The sequence below is a fragment of the Streptomyces sp. NPDC001093 genome (genome assembly GCF_040298985.1).
Lineage (GTDB): Bacteria > Actinomycetota > Actinomycetes > Streptomycetales > Streptomycetaceae > Streptomyces.
This window is the reverse complement of record NZ_JBEPBF010000049.1, coordinates 50,542-64,436: the sequence shown is the minus strand read 5'-3', so window position 1 is coordinate 64,436 and position 13,895 is coordinate 50,542. Positions and strand designations below refer to the sequence as shown.

General features: G+C 70.7%; 13 protein-coding genes. 6 read left to right on the top strand and 7 right to left on the bottom strand.

What is annotated here, in order from left to right; translation table 11 throughout:
- On the bottom strand, window positions 1-1,025 hold a 1,025-nt coding region (locus ABT288_RS24130), incomplete at its 3' end, for a hypothetical protein (protein WP_351611308.1).
- A gap of 94 nt (window positions 1,026-1,119) precedes the next feature.
- Window positions 1,120-2,244: an alpha/beta hydrolase gene (locus tag ABT288_RS24125; protein WP_351611305.1), complete on the bottom strand. Its 1,125-nt coding sequence runs from the start codon at window positions 2,242-2,244 to the stop codon at window positions 1,120-1,122.
- 227 nt (window positions 2,245-2,471) lie between these two features.
- Between ABT288_RS24125 and ABT288_RS24120 the strand changes: the two genes are divergently transcribed.
- The 6 genes from ABT288_RS24120 (at window position 2,472) to ABT288_RS24095 (ending at window position 7,758) form a co-directional block, all read left to right on the top strand.
- Entirely contained in the window at window positions 2,472-4,286 is a 1,815-nt protein-coding gene (locus ABT288_RS24120) for a phosphatidylglycerol lysyltransferase domain-containing protein (RefSeq protein ID WP_351611303.1), read from the top strand.
- 141 nt (window positions 4,287-4,427) lie between these two features.
- Window positions 4,428-5,432, top strand: a complete 1,005-nt coding sequence (gene folP, locus ABT288_RS24115) for a dihydropteroate synthase (protein WP_351611300.1) — start codon at window positions 4,428-4,430, stop codon at window positions 5,430-5,432.
- The gene (locus tag ABT288_RS24110) at window positions 5,429-5,959 is read left to right on the top strand and encodes a nuclear transport factor 2 family protein (RefSeq protein ID WP_351611298.1); all 531 of its coding nucleotides are present in this window, start codon (window positions 5,429-5,431) and stop codon (window positions 5,957-5,959) included. Before folP ends, ABT288_RS24110 begins: the two co-directional genes overlap by 4 nt.
- Before the next feature lie 262 nt (window positions 5,960-6,221).
- A complete protein-coding gene (gene folB, locus ABT288_RS24105; protein ID WP_351611295.1) occupies window positions 6,222-6,581 on the top strand; it encodes a dihydroneopterin aldolase in 360 nt (119 codons plus the stop codon).
- Window positions 6,578-7,189: a 2-amino-4-hydroxy-6-hydroxymethyldihydropteridine diphosphokinase gene (gene folK / locus ABT288_RS24100; RefSeq protein WP_351611292.1), complete on the top strand. Its 612-nt coding sequence runs from the start codon at window positions 6,578-6,580 to the stop codon at window positions 7,187-7,189. The genes folB and folK overlap by 4 nt, the downstream gene beginning before the upstream one ends.
- Before the next feature lie 80 nt (window positions 7,190-7,269).
- On the top strand, window positions 7,270-7,758 hold the full coding sequence (locus tag ABT288_RS24095; RefSeq protein ID WP_351611290.1) for a DUF3180 domain-containing protein: 489 nt from the start codon (window positions 7,270-7,272) through the stop codon (window positions 7,756-7,758).
- Between the two features lie 24 nt (window positions 7,759-7,782).
- Here the strand turns inward: ABT288_RS24095 and folE are convergent, their stop codons facing one another.
- The 5 genes from folE to ABT288_RS24070 all read right to left on the bottom strand — a co-directional run bounded on the left by folE (window position 7,783) and on the right by ABT288_RS24070 (window position 13,859).
- The gene (gene folE, locus ABT288_RS24090) at window positions 7,783-8,388 is read right to left on the bottom strand and encodes a GTP cyclohydrolase I FolE (RefSeq protein WP_351611288.1); all 606 of its coding nucleotides are present in this window, start codon (window positions 8,386-8,388) and stop codon (window positions 7,783-7,785) included.
- 133 nt (window positions 8,389-8,521) lie between these two features.
- Entirely contained in the window at window positions 8,522-10,564 is a 2,043-nt protein-coding gene (ftsH, locus tag ABT288_RS24085) for an ATP-dependent zinc metalloprotease FtsH (protein WP_351611313.1), read from the bottom strand.
- 216 nt (window positions 10,565-10,780) lie between these two features.
- Window positions 10,781-11,341, bottom strand: coding sequence for a hypoxanthine phosphoribosyltransferase (hpt, locus tag ABT288_RS24080; protein WP_031165039.1), 561 nt, complete (start codon window positions 11,339-11,341; stop codon window positions 10,781-10,783).
- Window positions 11,342-11,431: 90 nt separating this feature from the next.
- Entirely contained in the window at window positions 11,432-12,535 is a 1,104-nt protein-coding gene (tilS, locus tag ABT288_RS24075) for a tRNA lysidine(34) synthetase TilS (protein ID WP_351611285.1), read from the bottom strand.
- Window positions 12,536-12,725: 190 nt separating this feature from the next.
- Complete coding sequence (locus ABT288_RS24070; RefSeq protein WP_351611283.1) at window positions 12,726-13,859, bottom strand: Rv3626c family coenzyme F420 biosynthesis-associated protein; 1,134 nt, start codon at window positions 13,857-13,859, stop codon at window positions 12,726-12,728.
- Window positions 13,860-13,895: the final 36 nt, after the last annotated feature.

The window sequence follows — 13,895 nt, the reverse complement described above, 5'->3', positions numbered from 1 at the left end:
GCCGCGCGCGCGTGCCCGCCGGCCGCCGGGGACTGCCCCTCCGCCTCGTCCTCCTGGCCGGCCGGCGCACCGGCCTCGCCCGCGGAGGCGCCGGCGCCGTTCGTCACGCCTTCCGCCGCGTCATCGGCCTGCGCGGCGGAGTCGGCCTCGCCCGCGTCGGCCTTGCGGACATCGGCCCTGCCCGTCGGAACAGCGCCCGCCTCGGACTCGCCCGCGCCGGAGTCACCCGCCTCGGGCTCGCCCGCCTCGGAGGCCGGCGCCTTCGGAGCCGTATCCACGGAAGCCGCCGCCTCGGAAGCCGCGGGCACGGCCGTGTCGCCGTCGCCGGACGCCGCGGTGTCCGTCGCGGAGTCGCTCGTTGCCTCGCCGTCGAACCGGGCCAGGGCCGTCAGGGCCCGCTGGTACAGCCGTGCGCCCTCGGACGAGAACACCGCGTGCGCCTTCGGCTCGTCCTCGGAGTCCGCCCCGGCCTCAGCGGCGTCGGCGGCGGGTTCCTCGGCCGCCTTCGCTTCGGTCGGCTGCGGCTCCAGCTCGGCGCGGCGCGCGGGCGGCAGCGCCGGCGAGGGCACGGCCGCCTCGATCTCCAGCAGCCGGCGCCCCTCCAGGGCGCTCGCGCGCTCGGTCTCCGCCGTGGCGTACCGGCGCAGCAGGGCCGCGTGCTCGTTGCGCAGGCCGGCCAGCTCCGCGCGCTTGGCGCGCAGCCGCTGCTCCAGCTTCGTGCGCAGCTCGCGCGACTCCTCCAGGTCGGTCTCCAGTTCGGCGACCCGCTCCTCGTACCGCCACTCGTCGCCGGCACGCGCGCGTGTGAGCTCGGCGACCCGCTTGCCCGCCTGTGCGTCCCAGCGGCGCATCACGACCGCGCCGACGACCGCCGTCGCCGCGGCGGCCGCTGCCAGGGCGCGCAGAATCATGGCCTCGGAGAACACCCAGGGACCCAGCGCGCAGACGACGGAGACGGCGGCGATCGCCGACGGAGGCAACAGCCGGTGCAAAGGCGGTGAATGGCGGTGGCGTCCACGTGGCATGGCCAGAAACTTACCGCGCGTAGGCGAATCGTGGGCCCCCGCCCCGTAAAAACACGGCCACAACACCGGCTTCACGAGAAGTCAGGATCAGGGATCAGTGCGCGACCAGCCGCGTGCTGATCCACTGCAGCATCCCCGGGATCTCCCGCTTCCAGGTGTTGAAGTTGTGTCCGCCGCTCGGAAGGATGATCGACGAAACCCTGGTCACGTTGGTGTCCTGCACGCTCTTGATGAACTTGAGCGTGTCCTTGTAGTTGTGCTCACCGACCTTGCTCGAGGTGACGAGCAGCGAGGTCTCGGGCGCGGGCAGGTGCTTGAGCACCCAGAAAAGATCGGCGCGATTGCGCAGGTTCTTGTTGCCGTGGAAGAGGTCACCGGTGGTGGGGTCGATCGGCGCCCTGTAGTACGGCGACAGACCGGCAGCGGCCGCGTACGCCTTCGGGTAGTGCATGGCGATCTTCAGCGCGCAGTAGCCGCCGGTCGAGTCGCCGACGATGCCCCAGCTGGCGGGCGTCTTGTCCACCCGGTAGTGGGCCATCACCGAGTCCCGCAGATCCTTGGCGAAGAACGTCTCGGTCTGCGGGCCGCCGGGAACGTCCACGCATTCCGTGTCCCGCGGCGGCGCCACGGCCGGCCGCAGCATCACCAGAATCATCGGCTGCATCTTCCCCGCCTTGGCCAACTGCTGCGCCGTGCTCGGATAGTGCAGTTTGTCCACCAGCGCCTGGGCCGTACCGGGGTAACCCGTGAGGACGACGGACACCGGGAACTTGCGCGCACGGTTCTGCGGCTGGAAGTACTCCGGGGGCAGGTACACGAACGCAGGTGCCGCGATATGGGTCGTACGTCCGAGGATGTCCACCTTCTGAACCTGCCCCGCCACCTGCGGCAGCCCGCTGCCCGCTCCGATGACCCGGGACGTGGAGACCACCTGGATCGGGCCGGTGCTGCCGCCCGCTATGTGGTCGACGACGACGCCCTGGTCTGTCTCCTGGCCGAACAGGTCAGCCCAGCTGGCGTAGAAGCCGAAGGCCTGGTTGGCGGCGAGGCCCATCGAGGCGACGAGCGCCAGCTGCGTGCTGAGCAGCAGACCGACCCGCCCGCTGACGGCCCGCCAGCTCCGCCGGGCCAGCCGCGGCCACAGCCACACCGTGCCGACGAACAGCATGACGGAGAGGACGATCGCCAGCACCAGCACTTTGTTGCTCGTGAGACCCATGGGCTGTTACCTGCCTGCGCTTTCTGCCCGATGTCAGCCCACGCTTCGTTGCGAGGACTTGCCCGGGGCTTTCCTTGGCCTTTGACCCGACTTTCCGGTGGGGAGTGAACCTCCCTCCCCCAGACACCGTCCTAGAGGGCGCAATGTCGCCGGATGCCCGATCGGGCCCGGGTCCAAGGTCTCTCGCAGAACTACGGGATGCGATGTCTGTCAGGATAGATGGGGAAATGTCGGACGGGGTTCCGAGCCGATCCAGCCGGGCGCGGCGCATACTGCGCGGCCCGCGCCCCGAGGCCGTCCCCGTCCTCGTCGGCAGGGCGGCCGCCCTCGTGGGCGTTCTGGACATTGCCGCGGGTGTGTTCCCGCGCTTCCGTCACAGCCGTATGCACGCCATCGCCGAGGTGCTGCCGGGCTCGTTCGGCCCCTTCGCGGCCGCGCTCTCGGTGAGCGCCGGCGTGCTGTTGCTCCTGCTCGCTCACGGGCTCAAACGGTGCAAGCGCCGGGCCTGGCGGGCCGCGGTCGCACTGCTGCCGGCGGGCGCGGCGGCGCAGTTCGCGTACCGGCACTCGTTCGTCGGCGTGCTCATCGCCGTGGCACTGCTCGTGCCGCTGCTGATCCACCGGGACGAGTTCGCGGCGCTGCCCGATCCGCGCAGCAGGTGGCGGGCGCTCGCGAACTTCGTCCTCATGAGCGCCAGTTCCCTCGCCCTCGGACTCATCATCGTAAGCGTTCACCCGCACCGGACGATCGGCGACCCGAGCCTGGCCGACCGGCTGACCCACGTCGTCTACGGCCTGTTCGGCTTCGAGGGCCCGGTCGACTACCAGGGCAACACGTCCTGGACCGTCGCCTTCTCCCTCGGCGCCCTCGGCTGGATCACCGCCGTCACCACCATCTACCTGGCCTTCCGCCCCGAGCACCCGGCCGCCCGCCTCACCGAGGAGGACGAGTCCCGCCTGCGGGCCCTGCTGGAGAAGCACGGCCGGCGTGACTCGCTCGGCCACTTCGCGCTGCGCCGCGACAAGGCCGTCGTCTTCTCCCCCAGCGGCAAGGCGGCGGTCACCTACCGCGTCGTCTCCGGTGTGATGCTCGCCAGCGGCGACCCCATCGGCGACGTCGAGGCCTGGCCGGGTGCCATCGAGCGCTTCATGGACGAGGCCAAGGCGCACTCCTGGACGCCCGCCGTCATGGGCTGCTCGGAGACGGGCGGCGAGGTGTGGACCCGTGAGACCGGCCTGGACGCCCTGGAACTGGGCGACGAGGCGGTGGTGGACGTCGCGGATTTCTCGCTCGCCGGACGCGCGATGCGCAACGTACGGCAAATGGTCAAGCGCATCGAGCGAGCCGGCTACGAAACCCGGGTGCGGCGTATCCGTGACCTCGGCGACGCCGAACTGGAGCGGATCCGCCGGGCGGCGGAGGACTGGCGCGGCACCGACACCGAACGCGGCTTCTCCATGGCGCTCGGCCGGATCGGCGACCCCGCCGACGGCGACTGCCTGATCGCCACCGCCCACAAGCAGGACGACGAGCCCGGCGAGTACGGCGACCTGAAGGCGGTCCTGCACTTCGTGCCCTGGGGCAAGGACGGCGTCTCGCTGGACCTGATGCGCCGCGACCGCAGCGCGGATCCCGGCATGAACGAGCTGCTGATCGTCGCCGCCCTCCAGGCCGCGCCGAAGTTCGGCATCACCCGGGTCTCGCTGAACTTCGCGATGTTCCGCTCCGCCCTCGCGCGCGGCGAGAAGATCGGCGCGGGTCCGGTCCTGCGCGCCTGGCGCGGGCTGCTGGTGTTCCTCTCGCGCTGGTTCCAGATCGAGTCGCTGTACAAGTTCAACGCCAAGTTCCAGCCGCGCTGGGAACCCCGCTTCGTGGTCTACCGGAACAACGCCGACCTGCCCCGCATCGGCTTCGCCGCCATGCAGGCGGAGGGCTTCGTCGAGTTCGCCCTGCCGATCCCGCGCTTCCTGCGCCGGCGCAAGGCGGCCGCCGAGCGCCCCTGCGCGCACACCGTGGCGGAACGGGACGTGCGCGCGGCCTGAGCGCCCGCGCGGGCGCTCAGGGCAGCAGGACCGAGCGGTACGGCCGGAACGGGCCCGGGCGGGCGCCCCACCCCCTCCAGCAGGGGCTTCCGCCCGGGCCGCCGCGCGTTCCGGGCGACGTCCTGGGCCTACGCTGAACGTATGAAGAACCTCAGCGGGCGCGGCCGGGTGGCCGGCCTTCCGGTATGGGACCGGTGCGCGGTCATGGGTGTCGTCAACGTGACCCCCGATTCCTTCTCCGACGGCGGCCGCTGGTTCGACACGACCGCCGCCGTCAAGCACGGCCTCGACCTCGTCGCCGAGGGTGCGGACCTGGTGGACGTGGGCGGCGAGTCCACGCGCCCCGGCGCCACCCGGGTGGACGAGGCCGAGGAACTCAGGCGCGTCATCCCGGTCGTCCGGGGCCTCGCCTCCGAAGGCGTCGTCGTCTCCGTCGACACCATGCGCGCCTCCGTCGCCGAACAGTCCCTCGCGGCCGGGGCCGCCCTCGTCAACGACGTCAGCGGCGGCCTCGCCGACCCCGCGATGATCCCGGTGGTCGCCGCCGCGGGCGCCCCGTTCGTCGTCATGCACTGGCGCGGCTTCCTGCAGGGCGGCAACGTCAAGGGTGCCTACGACGACGTCGTCACCGAAGTCGTGGAGGAACTGCACGCGCGCGTGGAGGCCGTTCTGGCCGGCGGCATCGCCCATGACCGCATCGTCGTCGACCCCGGCCTCGGCTTCTCCAAGGAGGCCGAGCACGACCTCAGCCTCCTCGCCGGCCTCGACCGTCTGCGCGCCCTCGGCCACCCCCTGCTCGTGGCCGCCTCCCGCAAGCGGTTCCTCGGCCGTGTCCTGGCCGGGCCGGAAGGGGCTCCCCCGCCGGCCCGGGAGCGCGACGCCGCCACGGCCGCCGTCTCCGCGCTCGCGGCGCACTACGGCGCGTGGGCCGTGCGCGTGCACGAGGTACGCGCCACCGCGGACGCGGTACGGGTCGCGCGCGCCGTGGAGGGGGCGCGTAAGGCAGGCTCGGCGCCGGAGTCGACAAGTGAGCGCGGGGCGCGTGAAGCGGGCAACACGCCGAGCGCCGAGCACGAGCCCGGGGCGTGCGGAAGTGGGCGCGCGCCTGGTGTCAGTGGTGAGCAAGGGGCGGAAGGAGCCCGGTGAGCGCCCCTCATACCGATGTCGAGCAGGTGGAGGCCGCCAACACCGCCTTTTACGAGGCAATGGAACGCGGTGACTTCGATGAGCTGTCCTCCCTCTGGCTCACCCCCGCCGACCTGGGCGTGGACGAGGAGTACCACGACCCGGCGGACACCGGGGTGATCTCCTGCGTGCATCCCGGCTGGCCGGTGCTCACCGGCCGCGGCGAGGTCCTCAGGTCGTACGCCCTGATCATGGCGAACACCGACTACATCCAGTTCTTCCTCACCGACGTGCACGTCTCCGTCACCGGCGACACCGCGCTCGTCACCTGCACCGAGAACATTCTCAGCGGCGGCCCCGCCCCCGAGGACGGCGCGGAACTGGGACCGCTCGTCGGCCAGCTCGTCGTCGCCACGAATGTGTTCCGGCGCACACCCGCCGGCTGGAAGCTGTGGTCGCACCACGCCTCCCCCGTCCTGGCGGAGAGCGCCGACGACGAGGATCCCGGCGTCGACGAGGTCGAACCGGACGAGGGCCCCCTCGCCTGAGCGGGTAGACGGTCCACAGGAAGCAGAGCAAGAGGGACCAAGAAGTGGTTGGAATCACCTACCCCGGGGTAGAAGCCGCTTCCAGCCCATGACACGGCCGGGTTTCCCTGGGGAAACGCGAGATGAACCCTCGTGGTCCCGGCCGGGCCCGCGCCCAGCGGCCCGGCTTTGTCAGTGCCCGCAGGTAGATTCGTCTGAGGCCGGTGTGCCGCCCGCACGTGGTACGTACCGGTCCTTCCCGACGATTGCAGGAGTGATTCGCGTGGATCGTGTCGCGCTGCGCGGCCTCAGGGCCCGCGGGCACCACGGTGTGTTCCCCCGGGAGCGCGAGGAGGGCCAGACCTTCATCGTCGACCTCGTCCTGGGGCTGGACACCCGGCCGGCGGCGGCCGACGACGACCTGGCGAAGACCGTGCACTACGGCATCGTGGCCGAGGAGGTCGTGACCGTGGTCGAGGGTGAGCCGGTGGACCTCATCGAGACCCTCGCCGAGCGGATCGCACAGACCTGTCTGAAGCACGAAGGGGTCAAGGAGGTGGAGGTCTGTGTTCACAAGCCGGACGCACCGATCACCGTCCCCTTCGACGACGTGACCGTCACCATCACCCGGAGCCGAGTATGACCCGACCTTTCCTCCAGGGTCACAGCGACCCGACCGTCCAGCCGGTGCCCGCCTCGGTCGTCGAGAAGGTCGACGCCGCCGACACGACCCTGCAGAACCCGAAGTGGGCCGTCATCTCCATCGGCGCCAACCTCGGCAACCGCCTGGAGACCCTCCAGGGCGCCGTCGACGCGCTCGAGGACACCCCGGGTGTCCGCGTGAAGGCCGTCTCCCCGGTGTACGAGACCGAGCCCTGGGGCGTGGAGCCGGGCAGCCAGCCGTCGTACTTCAACGCCGTCGTGGTCCTCAAGACCACCCTGCCCCCGGCCTCCCTCCTGGAGCGGGCCCACGCCATCGAGGAGGCGTACAAACGCGTCCGCGACGAGCACTGGGGCCCGCGCACCCTGGACGTCGACATCGTCGCCTACGCGGACGTCACCTCCGACGACCCGCAGCTCACCCTGCCCCACCCCCGCGCCCACGAGCGCGCCTTCGTGCTCGCGCCCTGGCACGACGTGGACCCGCAGGCCCAGCTGCCCGGCCGCGGTCCGGTGGCCGAACTGCTGTCGGCCGTCACCCGTGCGGGCGTCGAACCCCGCGAGGACCTGGAACTCCGACTGCCCGAATAGTCGTTAAGGTCAAGACGACTCAAACGACAAGGTCGAGACGACCGCAGTCCGGACCGGTCCGGGGGAGCTGAAGGGACACCGTGAGAGAGCTGCGCATCAGGGTGCTGGCGGGCGTGTTCGTCGTGGCCGGCATCCTGTCCTGGGCGGGCGCCCGCCTCTGGAACTCGACCGGGACCCTCCCCAGCGTCCCCCTGGCCGCCCCCATCGTGCTCGCCCTGATCGCGGTGGTGCTGCTGTCGACGGCGCTCTCGCTGCGCGCCCGTCTCAAGGCCCAGCGCGAGCGCCGCCCCGGTGCCAAGGGCGTCGACCCCCTGATGGCCGCCCGCGCGGTCGTCTTCGGCCAGGCCAGCGCCCTGGTCGCCGCCCTCGTCGCCGGCATGTACGGCGGCACGGGTGTCTTCCTGCTGGAACTCCTCGACATCCCCGCCCGCCGGGACCAGGCGTTCTACGCCGGCTTCTCGGTCGTGGCCGGCATCGGTGTCATAGCGGCGGCCCTGTTCCTGGAGCGGGTGTGCAGGCTGCCGGAGGACGACGACCAGAACCCCCCGGGAGCGGAACCGGCGGCGTGACCGCCGGTTTCCCCAGACACCGGTTCAGCGCGCCATGATCAGGCTCATGGCCTCGTTCCGCGTCGCCGCATCCCGCAGCTGACCGCGCACGGCGGACGTTATGGTCTTCGCGCCCGGCTTGCGGATGCCGCGCATGGACATGCACATGTGCTCGCACTCGACGACCACGATGACGCCCCGCGGCTCCAGGATCTCCATCAGGGAGTCCGCGATCTGCGTGGTGAGTCGTTCCTGCACCTGCGGCCGACGGGCGTAGACGTCGACCAGGCGGGCCAGCTTGGACAGGCCGGTGATCTTTCCGGTGACGGACGGGATGTAGCCGACGTGGGCGAGCCCCCGGAACGGGACCAGATGATGCTCACACGTGCTGTACACCTCGATGTCCTTCACGAGCACCATCTCGTCGTGCCCCAGGTCGAACGTCGTGGTGAGCACGTCCTCGGGCCGCTGCCACAGGCCGGCGAAGATCTCCTTGTAGGCCCGCGCCACCCGCGCCGGTGTCTCCCTCAGACCCTCCCGGTCCGGGTCCTCGCCGACCGCGATCAGCAGTTCCCGTACGGCATTCTCGGCGCGCTTCTCGTCGAAGTCACCGATGCGGCCCTCGCCGTCCAGCGTCACCGGGTCGGTCATGTGCTTCCTCGTTCCTGTACCTCTTCCGCGCGGCGGCGGCCACGCGTCTGACTGCGGACATACGAACGCCGCGCCCCCAGGCTAAAACCTGGTGGACGCGGCGTTCATTCCAGGCCGGTTGGCCGAAACGCGGTCAGCTCTCCGGGCGGTCCTCCGGCGTCTGGTCCGTCACCGGGGCCGACTCCGCGGCGGTGGACTTGACCGTGCTGATCGCGGCCGTCGCGCCGTTGGCGCCGTTCGTCAGTGCCAGCTCCTTCGGGGAGAGCACCGGCGGACGGGTGGACGGGGTGCGACGGGAGGAGCCGGTCCAGGCGGGCCGCGGGGGGCGCTTGACGATCGGGGCGAAGATCTCGGCGATCTCCTCCTTGCCCAGGGTCTCCTTCTCCAGCAGGTGAAGGACGAGCTGGTCGAGCACGTCACGGTTCTCGACCAGGATCTCCCAGGCCTCGTTGTGCGCGGTCTCGATGAGCTTCTTGACCTCTTCGTCGACCAGCGCGGCGACCTCTTCCGAGTAGTCGCGCTGGTGAGCCATCTCACGTCCGAGGAAGGGCTCGCTGTTGTCGCCGCCGAACTTGATGGCGCCGAGCCGCTCGGTCATGCCGTACTGGGTGACCATCGCGCGGGCCAGGTTGGTGGCCTTCTCGATGTCGTTGGCGGCGCCGGTGGTCGGGTCGTGGAAGACCAGTTCCTCGGCGGCGCGGCCGCCCAGCATGTAGGCCAGCTGGTCGAGCATCTCGTTGCGCGTGGTCGAGTACTTGTCCTCGTCGGGCAGGACCATCGTGTAACCGAGGGCACGGCCGCGGGACAGGATCGTGATCTTGTGGACCGGGTCGGAGTTCGGCGAGGCCGCCGCGACCAGGGCGTGACCGCCCTCGTGGTACGCGGTGATCTTCTTCTCCTTGTCCGACATGATCCGGGTCCGCTTCTGCGGGCCCGCGACCACGCGGTCGATCGCCTCGTCCAGCGCCCGGTTGTCGATCAGCTTCTGGTCGCCTCGGGCGGTGAGCAGCGCGGCCTCGTTCAGCACGTTCGCGAGGTCGGCGCCGGTCATGCCGGGGGTGCGGCGGGCGACGGCGGCCAGGTCGACGTCGGGCGCGACCGGCTTGCCCTTCTGGTGGACCTTGAGGATCTCCAGGCGGCCCTGCAGGTCCGGCGGGTCGACCGCGATCTGGCGGTCGAAGCGGCCGGGGCGGAGCAGTGCCGGGTCGAGGATGTCCGGGCGGTTCGTGGCGGCGATGAGGATCACGCCGCCCTTGACGTCGAAGCCGTCCATCTCGACGAGCAGCTGGTTCAGGGTCTGCTCGCGCTCGTCGTGACCACCGCCGAGGCCGGCGCCGCGATGGCGGCCGACCGCGTCGATCTCGTCGACGAAGACGATCGCCGGGGCGTTCGCCTTGGCCTGCTCGAACAGGTCACGCACTCGGGAGGCACCGACACCGACGAACATCTCGACGAAGTCGGAACCGGAGATCGAGTAGAACGGCACCCCGGCCTCGCCGGCCACGGCGCGCGCGAGCAGCGTCTTACCGGTACCGGGGCGGCCGTAGAGCAGCACGCCCTTGGGGATCTTGGCGCCGACGGCCTGGAACTTGGCCGGCTCCTGCAGGAACTCCTTGATCTCGTGGAGCTCCTCGACGGCCTCGTCGCAGCCGGCGACATCGGAGAAGGTCGTCTTCGGGGTGTCCTTGGTGATGAGCTTGGCCTTGGACTTGCCGAAGTTCATCACCCGGGAGCCGCCGCCCTGCATCTGGTTCATCAGGAACAGGAAGACGACCACGATCAGCACGAAGGGCAGCAGGGAGAGCAGGACGCCGACGAACGGGTTCTGCTTGGACGGCGAGACCGTGTAGCCGTCCGGGATCTGCTTGCTCTCGTACTTGGTCTGAAGGTTGGTGGCGAGCTGGGTGCCCTGCTGGTCGCCGATGTAGCTCGCCTGGATCTTCGAGCTGCCGTCGACCTTCTGGCCGTCCTTGAGGGTGACCTTGATGGTCTGCTCGTCGCCGGTGGTGAGCTTGGCCGACTGGACCCTGTTGTCATTGATCGCCGCGACGACCTGGCCGGTGTCCACCGTCTTGTAGCCGCCGGACGAGCCGACGACCTGCATCAACACGACCACGGCAAGGACGGCCAGCACGATCCACATGACCGGCCCACGGAAGTATCGCTTCACGTCCATCCATACGGAGCGGTGCCGCCCCGTCCCTCCTGCCATAGTGAGTTTGATAAGACAGTTCTTCTGACGGTACCCCAGCGCGGTGGCCCGAAGCCGCACGAAGTTCGCTTCGGACCGCCGGGGAGCCCGTCTCTGCACGCTTCAACGGCCCGGAACCCGCCGGGGTTCCCGATCGTCCTACAAGGCTTGAGCCGAGTGGCTCACACCACGCGGTGCGGCTCAGCCGCCGTAGACGTGAGGCGCGAGCGTACCGACGAACGGCAGGTTCCGGTACTTCTCGGCGTAGTCGAGGCCGTACCCGACGACGAACTCGTTCGGGATGTCGAAGCCGACCCACTCGACGTCGATGGCGACCTTGGCGGCGTCCGGCTTGCGCAGCAGCGTGCACACCTTCAGCGAGGCGGGCTCGCGGGAGCCGAGGTTGTTGATCAGCCAGGACAGGGTCAGGCCGGAGTCGATGATGTCCTCGACGATCAGGACGTGCTTGCCCTTGATGTCGGTGTCGAGGTCCTTGAGGATCCGCACGACACCGGAGGACTGGGTGCCCGCGCCGTAGGAGGACACGGCCATCCAGTCCATGGTGACGGGGGTGGACAGCGCCCGGGCGAGGTCGGCCATGACCATCACCGCGCCCTTGAGGACGCCGACGATCAGCAGGTCCTTGCCCGCGTACTCCGCGTCGATCTTCGCGGCCAGCTCGGCCAGCTTCGCGTCGATCTCTTCCTTGGTGATGAGCACCTGCTGGAGGTCGGCACCCATGTCTTTCGCGTCCACCCGCATCACTTTCGGTCGTCCCGCACTTACGGCCGTAGGTCACGGCCACCGGCTGCCCGGACCGGCCGCCGGAGGGTCGCTCCGCGGGGCCTGGATTCAGCCTTGCCGAATCACCAGTCTGCCACCCTGCCGCTGGGCGACGACTTTGCCCGGGAGATTGATGGCTCCCTGACCGCGCCAGCCGGTGATCAGCCGGTCGACTTCCTCGATGTGGCGGGCGAACAGTGAACCGGCCGGGGCACCGGCCTCGATGGCGGCGCGGCGCAGGATGCGGCGGCGTACGGCGGGCGGGAGGGCGTAGAGCTTGGCGCACTCCAGCAGGCCTGCGGCGTCGCGTACGGAGGCCTCGGCGCGGCTGGCCCAGGCGTCGAGGGCGTCGGCGTCGTCGCGGGAGAGCTGGGCGGTGCGGGCGAGCGCCTCCACGACGCCTTTGCCGAGGGCCTTCTCCAGGGCGGGCAGGCCTTCGTGCCGCAGCCGGGAGCGGGTGTAGGCGGGGTCGGCGTTGTGAGGATCGTCCCAGACGGGGAGGGACTGGACCATGCAGGCCTTGCGGGCGGTCTGCCGGTCGAGCTCCAGGAAGGGGCGCCGGTAACGGCCGCCGGCCCCCGAGACCGCGGCCATGCCGGACAGGGAGCGGATGCCGGAGCCGCGGGCGAGGCCGAGCAGGACGGTTTCGGCCTGGTCGTCGCGGGTGTGGCCGAGCAGGACGGCGGTGGCGCCGTGGCGTTCGGCGACGGCGTCGAGGGCGGCGTAGCGGGCGTCGCGGGCGGCGGCTTCGGGTCCGCCGTCGCGGCCCACGGTCACGGCGACGGACTCGACCGGGTCGAGGCCCAGTTCGCGCAGGCGCAGGACGACCTCGTCGGCGCGGAGGCCGGAGCCGGGCTGGAGGCCGTGGTCGACGGTGACGCCCCCGGCGCGGATGCCGAGCTTGGGCGCTTCGAAGGCGAGGGCGGAGGCGAGGGCCATGGAGTCGGCGCCGCCGGAGCACGCGACGAGCACGAGCGGGGAGGGGAGCCGCTCGGCTGTCCGGTCCGGGTGCGTGGCGACGGCCTGCCGGCCGGGCTCGCCGGAGGTCTGCCGGCCGAGCTCGCCGTAGGGCTGCCGGCCCGGGCCGCCGGAGGTGTGGTGGTCGTTGAGGATGTCGTGGAGGACGCGGCGGACCGCCAGGCGTATCGCCGCGACCGCAGGATGGGGACCCATGTCCGGTTCCCTTCATGAAGTTTTCGGGGGTGAGCCCGAGTCGGTCACTCAGAGTGTGTAGATGGTGACAGAAGCGGGCGGTTCCCCGAGCATTGCACGCCTACGCATGCCCCACGGTCCCTCGGACGGGTGATTGGAGGGGCGTTCGCCTGCCGTCGGCCGGATTCTGTTCACGACGTGTCCATGCCGTTCACGACTCGGCCTTGCGGTGCACCCGCGCGACCCAGTCCGCCGGTTTGGCGATCTCCGCCTTGGTGGGCAGGGTGTTGGGCGAGGTCCACACGCGGTTGAAGCCGTCGATGCCGACCTGCTCGACGACGGCCCGGACGAACCGTTCGCCGTCCCGGTACTGCCTCAGTTTGGCATCCAGACCGAGCAGCTTGCGCAGGGCGAGGTCGAGGCGGGAGGCACCCTTGGCGCGGCGCTGCTGGAACTTCTCGCGGATCTCCGCCACGGTCGGTACGACGCTGGGGCCGACACCGTCCATGACGTAGTCGGCGTGGCCCTCCAGCAGGGACATCACGGCGGTGAGGCGGGCGAGGATCTCGCGCTGGGCGGGGGTCTGCACCAGCTCCACGAAGGAGCGGCCGCCGTCCTCCTCCTCGCCCTCGGGGCGGCCTCCGGCGAGAGACTGGGCGGCTTCCCTGATGCGCTCCAGGAAGGTCATCGGGTCGACGTCGGTCTCCGCCAAGAACGACTGGATTTCGCCCTCCAGATGGTCGCGCAGCCAGGGCACGGCCGTGAACTGGGTGCGGTGCGTCTCCTCGTGCAGGCACACCCACAGGCGGAAGTCATGCGGCTGGACGTCGAGTTCGCGCTCGACGTGGACGATGTTCGGCGCGACGAGGAGGAGCCGGCCGCCGCCGTTCTCGCCGGCCGGGAGGTCGCGGGTGGCGGGGGCGAAGGTCTCGTACTGGCCTAGGACGCGCGAGGACAGGAACGACAGCAGCATGCCCAGTTCCACGCCGGTGACCTTGCCGCCGACGGTGCCGAGGACCGCGCTGCCGGGGCTGCCGGCGCGCCGTTCCTGCATCTTCTCCAGCAGCGGCCTGAGGATCTCGCGGAAACCGGCGACGTTGGCGCGGACCCATCCGGGGCGGTCGACCACCAGGACGGGGGTGTCGTGGACCTCGTCGAGGCCCATACGAGTGAAACCCCGGACGTGTTCCTCCGAGGCTTTGGCGTGCCGGCGCAGCTCCGCGACGACGGCGCGGGCCTCGTCGCGGCTGACGTCGGGGCCCGGTCGTACGAGCCGTGTCGCGGTCGCCACCGCGAGGTTCCAGTCGACCATCCCGGGAGATGCTGTGCCACCGAAGCCAGTCATGCCGTCAACCGTACGGGACCGCTCCCGCTTGGGGCA